Annotated in this window: 22 protein-coding genes and 1 pseudogene; 13 read left to right on the top strand and 10 right to left on the bottom strand. The window is 58.9% G+C overall.

All coding sequences use genetic code 11. The features are described from left to right. Complete coding sequence (locus L53_RS14280) at positions 1–591, top strand: thymidine kinase (RefSeq protein ID WP_034816939.1); 591 nt, start codon at positions 1–3, stop codon at positions 589–591. On the opposite strand, the gene hemW is transcribed toward L53_RS14280, so the two are convergent. Both hemW and rdgB read right to left on the bottom strand, forming a co-directional pair. Beyond that, positions 592–1,764: a radical SAM family heme chaperone HemW gene (hemW, locus tag L53_RS14275; RefSeq protein ID WP_034816937.1), complete on the bottom strand. Its 1,173-nt coding sequence runs from the start codon at positions 1,762–1,764 to the stop codon at positions 592–594. Next, positions 1,761–2,369, bottom strand: coding sequence for an RdgB/HAM1 family non-canonical purine NTP pyrophosphatase (gene rdgB, locus L53_RS14270; RefSeq protein ID WP_034817161.1), 609 nt, complete (start codon positions 2,367–2,369; stop codon positions 1,761–1,763). The genes hemW and rdgB overlap by 4 nt, the downstream gene beginning before the upstream one ends. A 133-nt stretch (positions 2,370–2,502) precedes the next feature. Between rdgB and L53_RS14265 the strand changes: the two genes are divergently transcribed. From L53_RS14265 to L53_RS14245, 5 genes are all read left to right on the top strand, one after another. Then, positions 2,503–3,024 (top strand): DUF2975 domain-containing protein, encoded by a 522-nt coding sequence (locus L53_RS14265; RefSeq protein WP_233347864.1) that lies wholly within the window; start codon positions 2,503–2,505, stop codon positions 3,022–3,024. An 11-nt stretch (positions 3,025–3,035) separates the two neighbouring features. Further along, positions 3,036–3,275 carry a helix-turn-helix transcriptional regulator gene (locus L53_RS14260; RefSeq protein ID WP_027839066.1) on the top strand — a complete coding sequence of 80 codons (240 nt, stop codon included), beginning with the start codon at positions 3,036–3,038 and terminating at the stop codon, positions 3,273–3,275. Further along, the gene (locus tag L53_RS14255) at positions 3,276–3,662 is read left to right on the top strand and encodes a hypothetical protein (RefSeq protein ID WP_034816932.1); all 387 of its coding nucleotides are present in this window, start codon (positions 3,276–3,278) and stop codon (positions 3,660–3,662) included. 42 nt (positions 3,663–3,704) lie between these two features. Beyond that, positions 3,705–4,202, top strand: coding sequence for a CreA family protein (locus tag L53_RS14250; protein ID WP_034816930.1), 498 nt, complete (start codon positions 3,705–3,707; stop codon positions 4,200–4,202). Between the two features lie 67 nt (positions 4,203–4,269). Continuing rightward, a complete protein-coding gene (locus L53_RS14245) occupies positions 4,270–4,710 on the top strand; it encodes a group III truncated hemoglobin (protein WP_034816928.1) in 441 nt (146 codons plus the stop codon). Here L53_RS14245 and rph read toward each other — a convergent pair. Beyond that, positions 4,707–5,411, bottom strand: coding sequence for a ribonuclease PH (gene rph / locus L53_RS14240; protein WP_034816926.1), 705 nt, complete (start codon positions 5,409–5,411; stop codon positions 4,707–4,709). The genes L53_RS14245 and rph overlap by 4 nt on opposite strands. Positions 5,412–5,500: 89 nt before the next feature. Here rph and L53_RS14235 point away from each other — a divergent pair, with 89 nt between their 5' ends. From L53_RS14235 to L53_RS14225, 3 genes are all read left to right on the top strand, one after another. Continuing rightward, complete coding sequence (locus L53_RS14235; protein ID WP_034816923.1) at positions 5,501–7,171, top strand: formate--tetrahydrofolate ligase; 1,671 nt, start codon at positions 5,501–5,503, stop codon at positions 7,169–7,171. Between the two features lie 65 nt (positions 7,172–7,236). Next, the gene (gene hrcA / locus L53_RS14230) at positions 7,237–8,328 is read left to right on the top strand and encodes a heat-inducible transcriptional repressor HrcA (protein ID WP_051608007.1); all 1,092 of its coding nucleotides are present in this window, start codon (positions 7,237–7,239) and stop codon (positions 8,326–8,328) included. Further along, entirely contained in the window at positions 8,325–8,939 is a 615-nt protein-coding gene (locus L53_RS14225; RefSeq protein WP_034816921.1) for a nucleotide exchange factor GrpE, read from the top strand. The genes hrcA and L53_RS14225 overlap by 4 nt, the downstream gene beginning before the upstream one ends. Here the strand turns inward: L53_RS14225 and L53_RS16590 are convergent, their stop codons facing one another. After that, the gene (locus L53_RS16590; RefSeq protein ID WP_051608006.1) at positions 8,940–9,776 is read right to left on the bottom strand and encodes an SMP-30/gluconolactonase/LRE family protein; all 837 of its coding nucleotides are present in this window, start codon (positions 9,774–9,776) and stop codon (positions 8,940–8,942) included. A gap of 76 nt (positions 9,777–9,852) precedes the next feature. Further along, a complete protein-coding gene (locus L53_RS14215) occupies positions 9,853–10,065 on the bottom strand; it encodes a DUF2061 domain-containing protein (protein ID WP_051608005.1) in 213 nt (70 codons plus the stop codon). A 304-nt stretch (positions 10,066–10,369) separates the two neighbouring features. Here L53_RS14215 and dnaK point away from each other — a divergent pair, with 304 nt between their 5' ends. Then, on the top strand, positions 10,370–12,283 hold the full coding sequence (dnaK, locus tag L53_RS14210; RefSeq protein ID WP_034816917.1) for a molecular chaperone DnaK: 1,914 nt from the start codon (positions 10,370–10,372) through the stop codon (positions 12,281–12,283). 64 nt (positions 12,284–12,347) lie between these two features. Here the strand turns inward: dnaK and L53_RS14205 are convergent, their stop codons facing one another. The 3 genes and pseudogenes from L53_RS14205 to L53_RS17785 form a co-directional block, all read right to left on the bottom strand. Continuing rightward, on the bottom strand, positions 12,348–12,656 hold the full coding sequence (locus tag L53_RS14205) for a PilZ domain-containing protein (RefSeq protein ID WP_034816915.1): 309 nt from the start codon (positions 12,654–12,656) through the stop codon (positions 12,348–12,350). A 102-nt stretch (positions 12,657–12,758) separates the two neighbouring features. Further along, a complete protein-coding gene (locus L53_RS14200) occupies positions 12,759–13,067 on the bottom strand; it encodes a PilZ domain-containing protein (protein WP_034816913.1) in 309 nt (102 codons plus the stop codon). A 75-nt stretch (positions 13,068–13,142) separates the two neighbouring features. Beyond that, positions 13,143–14,109 (bottom strand): annotated as a pseudogene (locus L53_RS17785) (NADPH:quinone oxidoreductase family protein). A 99-nt stretch (positions 14,110–14,208) separates the two neighbouring features. Between L53_RS17785 and L53_RS14190 the strand changes: the two are divergent. The 3 genes from L53_RS14190 to L53_RS14180 are packed head-to-tail and all read left to right on the top strand — an operon-like array spanning position 14,209 to position 15,927. After that, the gene (locus tag L53_RS14190; RefSeq protein ID WP_034816911.1) at positions 14,209–15,081 is read left to right on the top strand and encodes an isoaspartyl peptidase/L-asparaginase family protein; all 873 of its coding nucleotides are present in this window, start codon (positions 14,209–14,211) and stop codon (positions 15,079–15,081) included. Beyond that, the gene (locus L53_RS14185) at positions 15,081–15,401 is read left to right on the top strand and encodes a hypothetical protein (RefSeq protein ID WP_034816909.1); all 321 of its coding nucleotides are present in this window, start codon (positions 15,081–15,083) and stop codon (positions 15,399–15,401) included. The genes L53_RS14190 and L53_RS14185 overlap by 1 nt, the downstream gene beginning before the upstream one ends. A gap of 1 nt (position 15,402) precedes the next feature. Further along, the gene (locus L53_RS14180) at positions 15,403–15,927 is read left to right on the top strand and encodes an RNA methyltransferase (protein WP_034816907.1); all 525 of its coding nucleotides are present in this window, start codon (positions 15,403–15,405) and stop codon (positions 15,925–15,927) included. Here the strand turns inward: L53_RS14180 and L53_RS16585 are convergent, their stop codons facing one another. After that, positions 15,928–16,590, bottom strand: a complete 663-nt coding sequence (locus L53_RS16585) for a ChrR family anti-sigma-E factor (protein ID WP_198019824.1) — start codon at positions 16,588–16,590, stop codon at positions 15,928–15,930. A 15-nt stretch (positions 16,591–16,605) separates the two neighbouring features. Continuing rightward, the gene (locus L53_RS14170) at positions 16,606–17,202 is read right to left on the bottom strand and encodes a sigma-70 family RNA polymerase sigma factor (RefSeq protein WP_233347860.1); all 597 of its coding nucleotides are present in this window, start codon (positions 17,200–17,202) and stop codon (positions 16,606–16,608) included. Positions 17,203–17,204: the final 2 nt, after the last annotated feature.

Raw genomic sequence — 17,204 nt, 5'->3', positions numbered from 1 at the left:
ATGGCCAAGCTCTATTTTTCCTATGCCGCAATGAATGCGGGCAAGTCCACGATCCTGTTGCAGGCGGCCTATAACTATCGCGAACGCGGTATGGAGGTTCTTCTCCTCACATCCGCGCTCTACAAGGATGATGAGGAGGGGCACATATCGTCCCGGATTGGCATCGGCGCGGATGCGATTCTCTATACGGCGGACACGGATTTGTATGCGCTGATCGGCAATGCGATGGCCGGCCACAAAATGAGCGCGATATTCGTCGATGAGGCGCAATTCCTGACCAAGGCGCAAGCTTGGCAGCTCGCGCGTGTGGCGGACCACCTGAATGTACCTGTGCTGGCTTATGGCCTGCGAACCGATTTCCAGGGAGAACTGTTCGAGGGGTCCGCCGCGCTGCTGGCGATTGCCGACTCGCTGCGCGAGATCCGCACAATCTGCGAGTGCGGCCGGAAGGCCACGATGGTTGTGCGACTTGGTCCGGATGGAAAAGCGCTTACCGAAGGCGAACAGGTCAGCATCGCCAAGGCGACCTACCTGTCGCTTTGCCGCCGCCATTGGGAGGAACACATGGGACGTTTCCCACCTGCGCCGTGATCAGGGAGACAGCTCAGCAGTCAGGGCATCTGCGAGAAGCCGTCCACGCGCGGTAAGGGCGAGCCGTGGTCCATCTTGCACCATCCAGCCTTCTTCGACGAACACGTCGATCTTGGCCTGCGAGAGCGTCCGGTCTGAAACGCTTTCGATCCTTGTCCGGTCTATCCCGGATGATGGTCGCAATCCCATGGCCAACAACTCTCTCGCATTGTCGAGCGGATACAGCTTGGACGCTTCGGACCAGCCCGACGCAAGAGCTTGCACATTTGCGATATAGGCAGCCGGCTGACGCTCAGCCTCTGAGGCATAGCGGTTGCCACCTACGCTGAGCCGACCATGCGCACCAGGACCCACACCCATCCAGTCACCGCCATTCCAGTAGATGTTGTTGTGACGAGACTGGTATTTTTCCGACATGGCATGATTGGAGATCTCGTACGCAGGCAAACCGGCTGCAGAAAGCACATCTTGCGTCAACTCATACAAATCGGCCTGGTCATCATCGCCCATCGGAGTCATCTGGCCGCGAGCCGCCGCCTTCCCGAAGGCCGTACGCTCCTCGATCGTCAGTTCGTACAGGGATATATGGGGTGCACCATACTCCAGAACATCTGCAAGCTCCGCCTGCCACTCATCCTCTGACTGGCCGGGTCGGGCATAGATCAGGTCGATTGAGACATTCGGGAATATCTTCATGGCCCGCTTCAAGGCTGCGCGCGCGACATCGCTATCATGATCACGGCCCAAAAAAGCCAATGCATGATCCCGAAGAGATTGTATGCCGATGGAAAGCCGGTTGATACCTGCCGCCTTCAGCCCCTCAAGGTCCATGCGCATGATGTCATTCGGATTGGCTTCAATTGTAATTTCAGCATCATGTTTCAGGCCGAAACTGTCACCGGCAGCAGTGACCAGCCCGGCAATGGCGTCGGGGGCCAGCAAGGACGGCGTCCCTCCCCCAAGATAAAGACTGTCCGCCGCCCCATGCTCTGGCATGCGCGGACGATGGATCGCGATATCTTTCCGGATTGCCTTCAACAAGGGTTCCGGGTCGCGGCCCTTGGCTGCGTACACATTGAAGTCGCAGTATGGGCAGATCTTCGCACAGTACGGCCAGTGGATGTAGACACCAAATCCATATTGTGGACCGAACTGAGCGGATTCCCTCGTCACGATAGCAGCGCCGCTTTGAGCTTCTCGACCGCCCGTGCGCGGTGGCTCATCGCGTGTTTCAAAGCGGGCTCCATTTCGCCAAACGTGATCGATTCCCCTTCTGCGACAAAAACAGGATCGTATCCGAAGCCCTTGTCCCCGCGTGGCGGCCAGGTCAGCTCCCCATGGACTTCGCCCTCAAACACCTCCGCATGACCGTCTGGCCAGACAATGGCCAGCGCGCAGACAAATTTCGCCGAACGGTCGGTGGCACCAATATCGTCCATTTCGCGCTGAACCTTCTCCATCGCCCTGCCAAAGTCGCGCGGCTCGCCGGCCCAACGGGCTGAATAAATGCCCGGCGCGCCGCCCAAAGCTGTAACAGACAGGCCAGAATCGTCGGACAGTGCCGGAGCACCCGTAGCCTCGGCCGCCGCCCGCGCCTTGAGGATTGCATTGCCGGCAAACGTCGCTTCGGTTTCTTCCGGTTCGGGCAAGTCGAGCTCAATCGCCGAGACGACCTCAAAGCCCAGAGGCGCGAACAGATCCGTCAGCTCGGATACTTTGCCCTTATTATGGGTCGCCGCGACCAGCCGTCCGGGCGAGAGCCTTCGAATCATGCTAATTTCACCCATTCTGTATTGGCCCTATTCTTGCTTTTGTCATTAAAGTATATATCGTTATTCGGTAAGCCTTGCGCCTTTAGCGATAAAGTCGGACGGCTCCATGTCAACAACGCCGGAAGGTGAAAAGATACGCATGAGTACAAACGCGGGAAATTCCATGGCCGCCATCATGACCGTGCTGGTGACGATTGTCATGTGGATGACTGCCCTCATCGGCGCAATTGTTATCCTCGCAGCCGGGATAGAATTGATTTCCATGTTGTCAGGCAATCCAATCAATATTGCCGGCATCAAGATCGACGACCATGATATCAGCGTGCACGAACTCAGCGCAGGCCTGCTCGGCGCTGTTGTGGTGGTCGCTGCGGTCGTCTTTGTCTGTCTTGAATTGCGCAAGATCCTCGCAACCCTGTCTGCAGGTGACCCGTTCGTACCGGATAATGCTGGTCGGCTCACGCGAATCGCCATCGCCATCGCGGTGACACAACTGATGCGGTATGCGATCGCATTGGTGATCGGACTGACAGCCGAAGGGGCAAAAATACAATTGTCTTTCGACCTTATCGCATGGGCATCGGTTGCGGCGCTCTTCATCCTGTCCCAAGTCTTCCGTGAGGGCACCCGCCTTCGCGACGAAGAAAAAATGACGATTTAGGAGCACAGGATATGTCCATACGCGTAACCCTCGACCGAGTGCTTCTAGATCGCCGCATGTCTCTGACGGAGCTATCAGAACGCGTTGGCGTAACGCTGGCCAATCTTTCGATCCTGAAAACCGGCAAGGCCAAAGCAGTGCGGTTCTCCACACTGGAAGCCTTGTGCCGGGAACTGGATTGCCAGCCAGGTGATTTGCTTGTCTTCGACGACGAAGATTCTGCCGACCATGAACAAGTCGCAGCCGAATAAGTGCTGCGTCTACACCTCCTGCCGTTCGAACCGGGTGATGTTGTTTCGGTCCGGTTTGGAGTGGTCCTGTCGCATTATGGCGTGGTGACCTCCCGCGGTACGATCATCAGCAATTCCCGTCTGCATGATGGTGTCGTCGAACAAAGTCCTGATCAGTTTTCGACCGGTCGTGAGATTCGCCTGCATCGTCGCTACAGTTCGCTGGATGGCCACCTCGTGGAAGGCCGCGCCCGCCGCCAGCTTGGCCGTGACTATGATCTGTTCGGCTCCAATTGCGGCCATCTTGTCCGTCATGCGCATCGCCGCAAGCCGACGCCAATGCAGATTGGGGCGGCGACTGTCCGCGCGCTGGGCGACATGCTATCCAGCAAGCGAAATCCTTACTGACTCAGACAAGGAACGCCGAAGGCCTTTCGGCGTAGCTACAGCATGACCCACAAGATTGCCTACGCGATGCTCGCCCTGATCCTGCCCCTTACTGCTTGTGGCGGCGACAAGGAAGTCGGCGAATTCAAGAATGACTGGCTCGGCAACGAGATCAAGATCAAGCAGTTACAGGACCCCGATATTCAGGGCATTGTCTGCCATCTCTCTTATTTCGATCGTGGCGTCTGGGACAGGCTTGGCAAGGGCAACTGGTTTGAAAACCCGTCCAATTCCTCGATATCATGCCTTCAGTCGGGCCCCATCCGCATCGGTCGGATTGATCTGGACAAGTCCGGCGAGGAAGTGTTCGACCAGAACCAGAGCCTGGTCTTCAAGCAACTTGCCGTCCGCCGGATTTACGATGCCGATTCCGACAGCCTGATGTACGTCTCCTACAGCCGCAAGATCGTCGACGGCTCTGCCAAGATGAGCCTGTCGACCGTGCCGCTGTTTGGGCGTGATGTGACCTGGCAAAATGGGAAGCCGGCTTCCGGCAATTAGTCCACCGACACATGTTTTCGGCAATTACGTATGGACGCCGGACAGTTCGGCGCCCATGTGCGGTTGCATGACAATGAGAGTCCGATCTGCTGATGATCGTCGCCGCGAGATTCAGGAAAACGCCACGCGCCTCGGCATCGACGAGGCGTTCATTTCCGATCTTGTCGAGCGTTTCTATGCCCGCGTCCGCGCCCACCCCCTTCTGGGCCCGGTTTTCGAGCAAGAGATCAGAGACCAGTGGCCATCCCACCTCGCCAAGTTGAAGGATTTCTGGTCGTCGGTGTCCATGAACACGGGTCGCTATTCCGGCAAGCCTTTCCCGGCCCATATGAAATTGACGGGCATCACGCCCGCCCATTTCAATATCTGGCTCGCCCTGTTCAGATTGACGCTGGAAGACCTGTCGGACAATCCGGAAACGGTGGACTACTTCATGGAACGCGCCAATCGCATAGCCCGCAGCTTTCAACTCGGCATGTTCGAACTGGGCAACGGCCCCGGCATTTAGCCCAGCGCGGCCTTCTGCGCGTCGAACAGTTCCATACAGCCTTTTTCCGCGAGTCTCAGCATTTCATCGAGCTCAGGACGGGTCATTGGGCGCTCTTCGCCGGTGCCTTGCACCTCGATAAAACCACCATCGGAACTCATCACGACATTCATGTCGGCTTCACCGCGTGAATCTTCCGGATAGTCGACATCCAGAACCGGGTGGTCCTGGTAGATGCCCACAGAAATGGCGGCCGCCTGCTTTGTGATTGGATCCGCAGAAATCACGCCTTCGGCGCGCAGGTAGCGACAGGCCATGGCCAAGGCAACAAATCCGCCGGTGATCGAAGCCGTGCGCGTGCCGCCATCGGCCTGCAGCACGTCACAATCTATGGTGATCTGGTTCTCGCCCAGCGCCTTCAAGTCACACACTGAACGCAGGGAGCGACCAATCAGGCGCTGAATTTCCTGCGTGCGACCGGCCCGCCGACCGCGTGTATGTGTTGCGCGCGGCAACATGCCATACTCAGCGGTGACCCAGCCCTTGCCCTGCCCTTTCATCCAAGGCGGGACGTTCTTTTCCCAACTGGCGGTGCACAGGACATGCGTGTTGCCGAACTTGGCGAGGCATGAGCCTTCAGCATAGCGCGTGACATTGGTCTCCAGCGTCACGTCGCGAAGCTGGTCAAAAGCGCGTCCGGATGGACGAATAAGCGTGCTCATTTTGAATTCCTCATTGCTGCCCTGCCTGATTGCGGGTTTTGACGCGCCTGTCTACACCGGGAGAGAGGTTCATAACCGCCGGGGGAATCATGCCGACAGATATCGAGATCGCCAGAAGCGCCAAGAAGCGCCCTATTCACGAATTGGCCGAAGCGCTCGAGATCGCCCCAGAAAATATTATCCCCTATGGCCACGACAAGGCGAAGATCGCGACCGATCATCTAACGGCTTTAAGGTCAAAGCCGAATGGAAAGCTGATCCTGGTCACCGCTATCAACCCGACACCTGCTGGCGAAGGCAAGACCACAACAAGTGTCGGCCTGACAGATGCGATGAACCGGATCGGCGAACGGACACTGCTCTGCCTCCGCGAGCCTTCGCTCGGCCCCTGTTTCGGGATGAAGGGCGGCGCGACAGGCGGCGGCCAGGCACAAGTGGTGCCGATGGAGGACATCAACCTCCACTTCACGGGCGACTTTCATGCCATCACCTCCGCCCACAATTTGCTGGCGGCCATGATCGACAATCATGTTCATTGGGGCGGCGAGAGCGGCATCGATCCCACACGGATTACATGGCGGCGCGTCATGGACATGAATGACCGCAATCTGCGCAGTGTCGTAACGGGCCTCGGCGGCAGTCCGAATGGCACACCGATGGAAACCGGCTTCGACATCACTGTCGCATCCGAAATCATGGCAATCCTCTGCCTGGCAAAGGATGCCCACGACTTGCAGGCCCGGCTGGAGCGCATGGTGATCGGCTATCGCCGGGGGCGCGTGCCTGTCACGGCGAAAGACATGAATGCGGTCGGCGCCATGATGGTCCTTCTGAAGGACGCCATGCTGCCCAATCTGGTCCAGACCCTGGAGGGCAACCCAGCACTCATTCATGGCGGCCCGTTTGCCAATATTGCGCATGGCTGCAGCTCTGTGATCGCCACGCAAGCCGCACTCAAGATGGCAGATTTCGTCGTAACAGAAGCTGGCTTCGGAGCAGATCTCGGCGCGGAGAAGTTCTTCAATATCAAATGCCGCCAGGCTGGCCTCGCGCCCAGCGCTGCGGTGCTCGTCGCGACCGTTCGCGCGCTGAAGATGCATGGCGGCATCGCCAAGGAAGACGCCGGCACCGTCAGTTATGACTCGCTCGAAAAAGGCCTTGCCAATCTTGGCCGCCATATCGAGAACATGAAACAGTTCAACGTCCCAGTCGTTGTGGCAATCAACCGGTTTACCTCAGACACATCCGGTGAAATCGCCGCAATTGAAGCCTATTGCGCCCAACAGGACGTACCCGTCTCCGTCTGTACGCACTGGGCCGAAGGGGGGCATGGCGCCGAACACCTTGCGCACACAGTTGCCAATCTTGCGCGAAACACACCGGCAGATTTCGAACCGCTCTATCCGCCGGAAATGCCTCTTTTTGACAAGATCGAAACCGTAGCCCGGCGCATCTATCGTGCCAGCCATGTCGAGACGACCCCTTCGGTACGCAACCAGCTGGAACGTTGGGAAAAGGCAGGCTTCGGCCATTTCCCGGTCTGTATGGCGAAGACGCCCTACAGCTTTTCAAGCGATGCCAAACTGATTGGCGCGCCCGAAGACCATGTTCTCAAGCTTCGTGACGTGCGCCTGTCTGCGGGTGCGGGGTTCGTCGTGGGAATCTGTGGTGACATTGTTACCATGCCAGGCCTCCCCCGCCAGCCTGCTGCGGAAAACATGCACCTCAACCCCCTGGGTCAAATCGAAGGCCTTTCCTGATTGGTGCTCAGCAGGCGGGATGAAACCTGTTGAACGCAGCGCGGCACGCGCCTAATCAATAAGGGATGATCCAGCCACTCGACACGCAATCCCTGTTGCAGCGCCTTGACCAGCGTTCACGCGACATTTTCCGGGAAATTGTCGAAGGCTATCTCTCGACCGGCGACCCCGTTGGGTCGCGTACCTTGTCGAAAAGCGGGATTGCCCTGTCCCCTGCCTCCATCCGCAATGTGATGGCGGATCTGACTGAACTCGGCCTGCTGGAATCGCCCCACATCTCTGCCGGACGCGCGCCAACCCATACCGGCCTGCGCCTATTCGTCGATGGCTTCCTAGAAATCGGAGAGCCCAGCCGCGACGACCGTATGGAGATTGATGACCGCCTCAAGTCGGCAGGCACCAATATCGAAGCGGTCATGGGCGAAGCGTCGAATATCCTGTCCGGCCTGACCGGCGGTGCAGGCCTGGTCACGTCCCCAACCCGCGACGCCGTGGTCAGGCATGCCGAATTCGTACCGCTCGGCGGACGCGAAGCGCTCTGCGTCATCGTCACAGAGGATGGCGATGTCGAGAACCGTATCGTTGAAGTGCCCGAAGGGCTGCCGGCAACGACGCTGATCGAGGCGGGTAATTATCTCTCAACGCGCGTGCGCGGTCGCACCCTGACGGAAGTCGCCAGCGATATCCGTCAGGAATTGCGCTCGCATCGCGCCGCGCTGGATCAGGCCGCATCCTCGCTGGTGGAACAGGGACTGGCGCAATGGAGCGGTGATGCTCCCGGACGGGGACGCTCCCTGATCGTGAGAGGCCGTGCCAATCTGCTCGAAGACGCACAGGCCGCAGAAGATCTCGACCGGGTACGCCAGCTGTTCAACGAGCTTGAACGCCAGCAAAGCTTGCTCGATATCCTCGACACAACCCGAGAAGCGGACGGTGTGCGGCTGTTCATTGGTGCGGAGAACCAGCTTTTCCCGCTATCGGGTTCAAGTGTGATTGTGGCTCCCTATATGGGAGGCGGAAAACAGGTTATTGGCGCACTGGGCGTGATCGGCCCCACCCGGCTGAACTATGCCCGCGTCATACCTATGGTCGATTATACGGCGAAAGTGGTCGGGGAACTCCTCTCCACACGCCGCAAAAAGGATACGCAAGGATGAGCGACGAAACCAAACCCGGCGAAACCGCTGAAATTGATTCCAATACTTCCAAGGCTGACCTCAAAGCGGCTGCGGACGATATCCTGAAGTCTGCGCCCAAGCAGGAAGACGCACCCGAAGCGCAAGCGGACGTGGATCCTGTGCAGCAACTTGAGATCGAGAAAGAAGAGCTGCGCGAGCAATTGCTGCGAACGCTGGCCGACCTCGACAATACGCGCAAGCGCGCTGAGCGTCAGGTGTCCGACGCGCGCGTCTACGCCATCGAGAAATTTGCCGGCGACCTGCTCAGCGTTTCGGATAACCTCTCCCGCGCCCTCGCCGCCCTGACTGATGAAGATCGCGCCGCCCTGTCAGAAGCTGGCCGGAACCTGTTCGAAGGCATCGAGATGACGGAGAAGGAGCTGCACACAGCCCTCGCCCGTCATGGCGTTACGGTGATTGCCGCCCTGCCCGGCGACACATTCGATCCGAACCTGCATCAGGCCGTTGCAAACATTCCGTCTGACCAGCCAAACGGCACCATCGCCTCCTGCTTCCAGCCCGGCTGGAAGATCGGCGAGCGCACCTTGCGCGCCGCCATGGTCGCGGTCAGCGCAGGCGCGGCGAACTGATCAACGCCCCACCTTCCACGTCGTAACGGTGTTCTGCCGCCAGTTCGGCACGATGACCGTATCGCCGATCACCGTCAGGTCATTCTGAGAGACCGGTTCATCAAACAGGGTGGCGACCGCGCCATCCTCGCCGACATAGTGGATCTGGCCGGGCCAGGACGAGACGAGATAGCCGCCGCCCGGCACGAGCCCGATCCCGTCGGCATTTTCCATGCCGGCGGCAATCTCGGTCAATTCGCCCTCTGCGGTCACGCTGAACAAGCTGCCGGTTGTCATGGTAGAGACCAGCATCCGGTCGCCATCGCCCAACAGGCCATTCACGCCCGCCAGCCGCTCATCCTGCAGCCAAAGCTCAGCTGTACCGTCTGATATCCGGTAGATCGCCGCATCGCCGGAATCCGACACATAGATCGCGCCGTTCCAGTCGGTCGCATCATTGAGAAATTTGGCGCCCTCAATGCGGACCGAGTCCAGTCGCTCGCCGTCTTCGACGTTGAACATCACCACGCTATCAATGTCGGCGGCATGTAGAGTCCCGTCCAGCACGGCCATGCCCTTGGGCGCGTCCAGTTTCGCTGTCCAGTAGCGCGTCGTGATACTGCCGTCGGCTGCAAGATGAGAAATGTAGCCATTCCCATCCCTGTCAGTCCCCTCTCCGACCACGTTCGAAATGAAGTATCCGCCATCCGGCGCAGCAGCGACACCTTCTGGACTTTCAAAGCCTTCCGCAATCCAGGCCTGCTCAATGCTCGCCACAGAGAGCGCCTTGTTGACGGGCTCTGACGTGCAGGCCGCCAATAGACAGATGGAAAAGATTGGAACGAAGGTGCGGATCATCTGAGCCTCCCCGGCTTCTGCTTTTTTGGCACTATGCCCGGCAGGATACCCAAACGTCCAGAAGTTCCGGGATAATTCAGCCCAGCGGCTCGGGCGCGGTGCGCCCACGGCCGGGCAGGCGCTCCCACAGGCGCTCATGAAACGTGTAGGCGAGGGTCTGCACGGCCGGTTCAATCATTCCGATGGCCAGCGCCGCATGCCAGTTACGCGTCAGGGCAAACGCCACGGCAATAGCGACCGTAAAGTGCATCAGGCTGTATGTGAGTGTCTTGATGAGTTGGCGCGGCATGATATTTCCTTTCACACCAACTGACATAGTGAGACTGCGAACCATTATCAAATAAATTGCTGTTGGGGTTGCTATAGGGCCGACCTATAGCAGCAATGCACCGAAATCCTGTACAGCTACGTATTGTTCCCCCCTTGAGACGCGCTAAACCCTTCCCATATCGCAAGACGAACCGGCGCACGGATCAAAACCGTTTCCGCCGCCTCATTTGAACCCTTGGAAAGAGCCACTGGCTGTCCGGGGCTGCTGAGCAGACCGCAACAGAACACGGCCCGTGGCGGCTTGATAAAAAGAGAGATGCAACATGAGCAAAATCATTGGTATTGACCTTGGAACCACCAACTCCTGCGTCGCCGTCATGGAAGGCGGACAGGCAAAGGTCATTGAAAACGCAGAAGGCCAGCGCACAACCCCGTCCGTTGTGGCCTTCACTGAAGGCGGCGAACGCCTGATCGGCATGCCGGCCCGGCGCCAGGCTGTCACCAACCCGGATTTCACCTTCTACGCCATCAAGCGTCTGATCGGTCGCCAGTTCGACGACCCGACCGCGCAGAAGGACAAGGAGATTTCTCCGTTCGAAATCGTCAAAGGCCCGGCAGGCGACGCGTGGGTCAAAGGTCGTGACAAGGATTACGCACCACAGGAAGTGTCCGCTTTCATCCTGACGAAAATGAAGGAAACGGCTGAAGCCTATCTCGGCAGCGAAGTGACCCAAGCGGTCATCACTGTTCCTGCCTACTTCAATGACGCGCAACGCCAGGCAACCAAAGACGCCGGCAAGATCGCGGGTCTTGAAGTCCTGCGGATCATCAACGAGCCAACCGCTGCGGCCCTCGCCTACGGCCTCGACAAGGACGAACAGTCCAAGACGATCGCCGTATATGACCTTGGCGGTGGTACGTTCGACGTCTCCCTGCTCGAGATCGGCGATGGCGTTTTTGAAGTGCTGTCCACCAATGGTGACACGTTCCTCGGCGGTGAAGACTTCGACCTCCGGATCGTCGACTTCCTTGCAGAAGAGTTCAAGAAGGATCAGGGCATTGACCTGAAAGCCGACAAGCTTGCCCTTCAGCGACTGAAGGAAGAAGCTGAGAAAGCCAAGAAAGAGCTTTCCTCTGCCAGCCAGTATGAAGTGAACCTTCCCTTCATCACAGCCGATGCGACCGGCCCCAAGCACCTCAATATCAAGCTGACGCGCGCCAAGTTCGAAAGCCTTGTCGAAGACCTCGTCAAGCGCACCATCGAACCGTGCAAGAAAGCGCTCGCAGATGCTGGCAAGTCTCCTTCCGACATCGACGAAGTCGTTCTCGTGGGCGGCATGACCCGCATGCCGGCGGTTCAGGAAGCCGTGAAGAAATTCTTCGGCCGCGAGCCGCACAAGGGCGTGAACCCGGATGAAGTTGTTGCCATCGGTGCAGCGATCCAGGGCGGCGTTCTGCAAGGCGACGTGAAAGACGTGGTCCTGCTTGACGTGACACCACTCTCGCTCGGTATTGAAACACTGGGCGGCGTGTTCACACGCCTGATCGACCGCAACACGACGATCCCGACCAAGAAGTCCCAGGTGTTCTCGACGGCTGATGACAATCAGCCTGCCGTGACGATCAAGGTCTTCCAGGGCGAGCGCGAAATGGCCGTCGACAACAAGATGCTCGGCCAGTTCAATCTCGAAGGTATCCCGCCGGCACCGCGCGGCTTGCCTCAGATCGAAGTGACCTTTGACATCGACGCCAACGGCATCGTGTCCGTGTCCGCCAAGGACAAGGCCACAGGCAAAGAGCAGCAGATCACCATCCAGGCGGACGGGGGCCTGACGGACGAGGACATCAAGAACATGATGGCCGACGCCGAAGCCAATGCGGGCGAGGACAAGGCACGCCGCGAACTCGTCGAAGCCAAGAACCAGGCCGAAGCGCTGGTGCACCAGACCGAAAAGCAGGTCGAGGAGCATGGCGACAAGGTGTCTGACGAGGTGAAAGCCGAGATCAAGACGGCGTCCGACGAGTTGAAAGAAGCCCGTGAGGGCGACAACATCGCCGACATTCAGGCCAAACATCAGGCTCTGATGACAGCCGCAATGAAGCTCGGCGAAGCGATCTATGCCAGCCAGCAGGATGAGGCGGCTACGGCAGATGCCGCGGCTGATGCGGCCGCGGACGGCGACGATGTCGTGGATGCCGACTTCGAGGAAGTCGACGGCGACCAGAAGTCAGCCTGATCGGGTCCAAAGCCTGAAATAAAAACAAACCCGCGGGGGTTTTTTCGTCTCGGGTCCCGAGAAACTAAGGGCGTGGCGGGCGCACGAACTTCGCTCCCACCAGCACGCCGGTTTGCCACATCTTCCTACAGTGGGCGGCCAGTTCGACGTCTCCAGACGGGGTCAGCACTTGAAGCTCGAATTCGGTTGGAACAGCCCAGACTTCCAGCAGTTTCAGCTTGGCGCCGGTGCCCGACAAGTCGCGCACCGTCACATCGAACGAGCTAGACCGCCGATTGGTGACAATTCGGCCGCGCCGGAGCGTCCGCATGCGGCGGCCTGATCGATTTTCCTGTTTGGTATCTTGGGTGTGATTCTCAGGGTTATCTGCCATACGACATATATGCGCCCCGGCCGGTTTGGTTCACTGCGGACTGCCATTGAGCGCTCGGAACGCAAGCGTTGTATACCTCTTTATGCCGGACGGGATCCTCGCTTAACGATTCTCGACAGACACAAAGCGGGCACCCAGCGTGTCGCCGACCTGCCATCTCTTCTCGCAGGGCACAATCATCTCGACCGCGCCGAGCGATGTCAGGATCTGAAGCTCGAACGCGTCCGGCACGGCCCACAAGCTGGGTAATTTCACCCGCGCGCCCGACATGGATAGGTCGCGAATGACGGCGTCGAAAGAGCTGTTCGAGTTGTTGACGATAACCCGTGCACGCCGAAGAGTGCGCCGACGAAAGTCGCATCGCTTGTCTCTTCCTGCAGCTCGAAGCTTCTGAACAGATTCAATTTCCATACGATTGCATTACAGCAATTGCAGTGAAAACTCCCCTATTTATAGCAGTGTCCCGACAGTTGTACCGTTTTGGGACTAGACGACCACGACCACTTTGCCTTGCGCTTTTCGGTCCATCAGCTCCTGAATGGCATCAGCTGACTTTTCCAGCGGATACGTATTGGAGATGTGCGGGCGTATCTTGCCTTCACCATACAGCTTGAACAACTCGGCGACATTCTGCTGGTGGGCCTTCGGGTCACGCGCCACTGCTGCGCCCCAGAACACGCCGCGAATGTCGCAACTTTTCAGCAGGGTCAGGTTGAGCGGCAGCTTCGGGATACCGGCAGGAAAGCCGATCACGAGAAAACGCCCTTCCCAGTTCATGGCCCGCACGGAGGGTTCAGCATAATTGCCGCCGACACCATCATAAATAATGTCCACACCGCCGCCGGACACCTCCTTGATGTCGTTGGAGAACGCTTTCTGAGCGTCCCGATCAAGCTCACGCGCATAGACGAGGCCTTTATCGGCGCCTTTTGAGAGGCAGAAATCCACCTTTTCCTGTGTCGAGCAGGCCGCGATCACTTCAAGGCCCATCGCCTTGCCCCCCCCCAGCCGCACCCAGAACGAGCAGTTTTTCACCCGGCTTCGGGTCAGCCCGGTCCTTGAGAGCATAATAGCTGGTGCCGTACGTCATCAGGAACGCGGCCGCTTCTTCAAACGGCATGCCTTCCGGGATCGGCATCACAGCATGCTGGGCGGCGACGGCATATTCCGCCATGCCGCCATTCCCGATCGAGGCCAGAACGCGGTCACCCACTTTCACATGGGAAACGCCTTCGCCCACTTCCTTGACGAAACCGGCGATTTCGCCGCCAGGTGAGAATGGGCGCGGTGGCTTGAACTGGTACATGTCCTGGATGATCAGCGAGTCTGGGAAATTCACCCCACACGCCTTCACTTCTATCAGCACCTGACCTTTGCCGCATTCCGGCATCGGGGCATCTTCGATGACCAGACTGTCCGGTCCGCCTACTTCTTTGGAGAGCACTGCTTTCATGGCTGCGACTTCCTTCCCATCTTGTTGTTTCTGCTGTCAGACGGTAGCGGTGTGCCCGATAAAAGTCCAAGCCTGACGTAGCGGAGAGGTAGCAGTCAAATGGCAAAGAAATGGGCCCTGGCCCTGCATGGTGGCGCCGGGCCGATCCCGGGGAAAGACTATTCCCTGCAGGAAGCCCATTTGGCGACCCTGCTGCAGAATGGCGCCGAACGCTTGCGGGACGGCGAGGCAGCTCTGGACGTCGTCGAAGTGATGGTTCAGGGACTTGAAGAGTCCGGCCTGTATCTTGCCGGAAAGGGCGCTGCACCAAACCTCGACGGCGCGTATGAGCTGGACGCCGCAATCATGGACGGTCGCAACCGCACAGCAGGAGCTGTCGGCGCTCTGCAGGGATACCGCAATCCGGTCTCGTGCGCGCGCGCGGTCATGGAACAGACCCCCAATGTTTTGCTGATTGCAGACGGCGCCCGAAAGCTGTTGGCCAATTCGGGATTGGCCGTGATCGACGATCCGGACGCTTACTATGACCCCGTCGATGAATTGACGACACAGGACATGATCAACCCGACCGGAACCGTGGGGGCAGTTGCGCTCGATATCTATGGTGACCTGTCAGCTGCGACCTCTACGGCCGGAATTCGCGGCAAAACGCCCGGCCGGCTGGGCGACACTCCCCTGCCCGGCGCGGGCACATGGGCAGATGAACGTTGCGCCGTGTCGTGCACCGGACTGGGTGAATATTTCATTCGCGCAGCCGCAGCCGCAGACGTCTCGGCGCGCATCCGCTATGCTGGAGCCGGACTGGAAGCTGCCGTCCAAGGGGCATTGGATGATGTGCGCATGCTGGGAGGGCAAGGCGGCATGATCGCCGTGTCCGCCGAGGGAGACATATCGGCGCTCTGGAATTCGTCTGGCCTGAAACGCGCCATGGCGGATTCAAATGGACGATTTGAAGTGGGCACGTTCGGCTGATGAATATTCTTCTTTTCATAGTGTTGGGTTTGGCCGTGTTCGCCCTGATGCTCGCCCTGCAGATGCGCTGGATGATTTCGGTAGCGTTGCGCCGCGCCCTGACGGAAAAATTTGGCGGACTCCCCTCAGACATCGAGTACCGCGAAGGCGTCGCTGATGCCGGCCGGCGCGTCTCGCACACGGAAATCGCAACTCATCTCAACCAAACCTATCCGAGCCAACTCGGGCACTTGCGCCTTGCGCGGCGCGTTTCGGTTTACACACTGCCTGTGATTATCGGCCTGCTCGTGATCCTCAGGTTTGGGCTGGAGGCTTTCTGATATGCGCGGTTATTTTGCGATCGGCTCTGAACGCATCTCGAAACCCATGAACCTTGGCGCGCTGATGCGTACAGCGAATGCCTTCGGGGCAAGCTTTGTGTTTTCCATCAATGCCGAACATCGTCTGCGGGCTGCCTATCAGGCCGACACGTCTAAAACAGCCGGACAAGTGCCCTACTATCAATGGGACAATGTTGACGAAATGCAGTTGCCCCGAGGGTGCCAGATGGTCGGCATCGAGCTGACGGATGATGCGGTAATGCTGCCCACCTTCCGGCATCCTCCGCAGGCGGCCTATATGCTGGGCCCCGAAAAAGGCGACTTGTCACCCGACATCCTCGCGCGCTGCGACCATGTCGTGAAAATCCCGACGAAATTCTGCATCAATGTCAGCCTTGCCGGCGCGCTCGTCATGTATGATCGCCATCTATCAATGGGCGGCTATGCTCCGCGCCCGATCATGCCTGGCGGCACTGGCGGGGATGGCCTCAGCGGAACATATGTTCCCGGTCGCGACCGCAAATAGTCAGCGCCCAAGCACACGCTGGATCACACCCATGATCCCCGTGAACTGTAGTCCCGCATCCCGCACTGCAAGGGCGAAACAAACTTCGCCCGGATCACCGACGGGTTGGTGCGTGTCGTCCGGCCCCTTGACCGCCAGGTCGCCGGGACCGTAACTGCCGGTCTCATCCGAAAATCCGCCTGCCACCACGAGCGTGAACTCCGTACCGCCATGCGAATGCCGGGGCACTTTGGCATTGGGCTGTATACGGTAAAGCTCGATCTCGAGTTCACTGCCGACATCAAGTTTCATCCGTCGGATGCCCGGCGCGTTCGCCTGCCACCCGGCAGCATCAAATGCCTCCAGCGCCGTGTCTCGCAAGGGCATGGGCAAACGCGCCAACTCGGCGTCTGCCGGTAAATCCGCAGCGGCCGCGCTATCCTCGCTTTCGAGCGCATCAATCAGCTCAAGTGCGCGAACCCCTGCTCCGGCTGACATCTGAACGGGCTCTGCTGTTTCCAGCATGAAGCCGGACACCGCTTCACTTGCGGCAAGCGCGCCACGCACATCACGCCGCAACATGCTCTGGGTCTCGAGTAGCAACGCAAATGCCGGATCAAGCTGACCCGCCGCATAGGCCGAATAGAGCTCGCTATAGGATGAAGTAGCTGGCTGCTGCATCATGTCATGTTCCATTCACTACGTGTCGGCATCTCCGCCCTCCGGTTCCAATTGGCCACGCAGGCGGCCGAAAGCCAGCCGGATTCGTGACTTCACCGTTCCCAGGGGCAAGTTGAATTTTGTGGCGATTTCGGAATGCGACAAGCCTTCATAAAAGGCAGCCTGCAGCAATTCGAGCTGTTCGGGGGGCAGCTTCACCAACTCGGCCCGAACTGTCTCCTCGATCTGAACCCGATCCAGCGCCGCATCCGGCTGCTCTATATCCGGTGGCCGAAGCATGGGTTCATCCGCATCGAGGTCGGGCCGACTGGCCCGGCGGAATTTGTCGATGCGCCGATTGCGTGCGACGCGGAAAATCCAGGTCGAGACCGACGCCTGCTTGCGGTCGTACATGCCCGCCTTGCGCCAGACAGTCACCATGACGTCTTGCGCCAGATCTTCGGCCTCCAGCGCGCTTGCGCCCAACCGCAACATGTAACTCTTCACCCGCGGGGCGTAGAAGTCGAATAATTCCGAAAAAGAGGCCCGACACTTGTCGGAGGCAATCAGGGCCATGCAGTCTGCATGACGCTGTCGCACATCCGGGGAAATCGTCGTTGTTACAGTGTCGTTCACAC

The sequence above is a fragment of the Hyphomonas sp. L-53-1-40 genome (assembly GCF_000682775.1).
Classification (GTDB): domain Bacteria; phylum Pseudomonadota; class Alphaproteobacteria; order Caulobacterales; family Hyphomonadaceae; genus Hyphomonas.
Note: the sequence above shows the minus strand (reverse complement) of the source record. Positions and strands in the feature narration are given on the sequence as shown.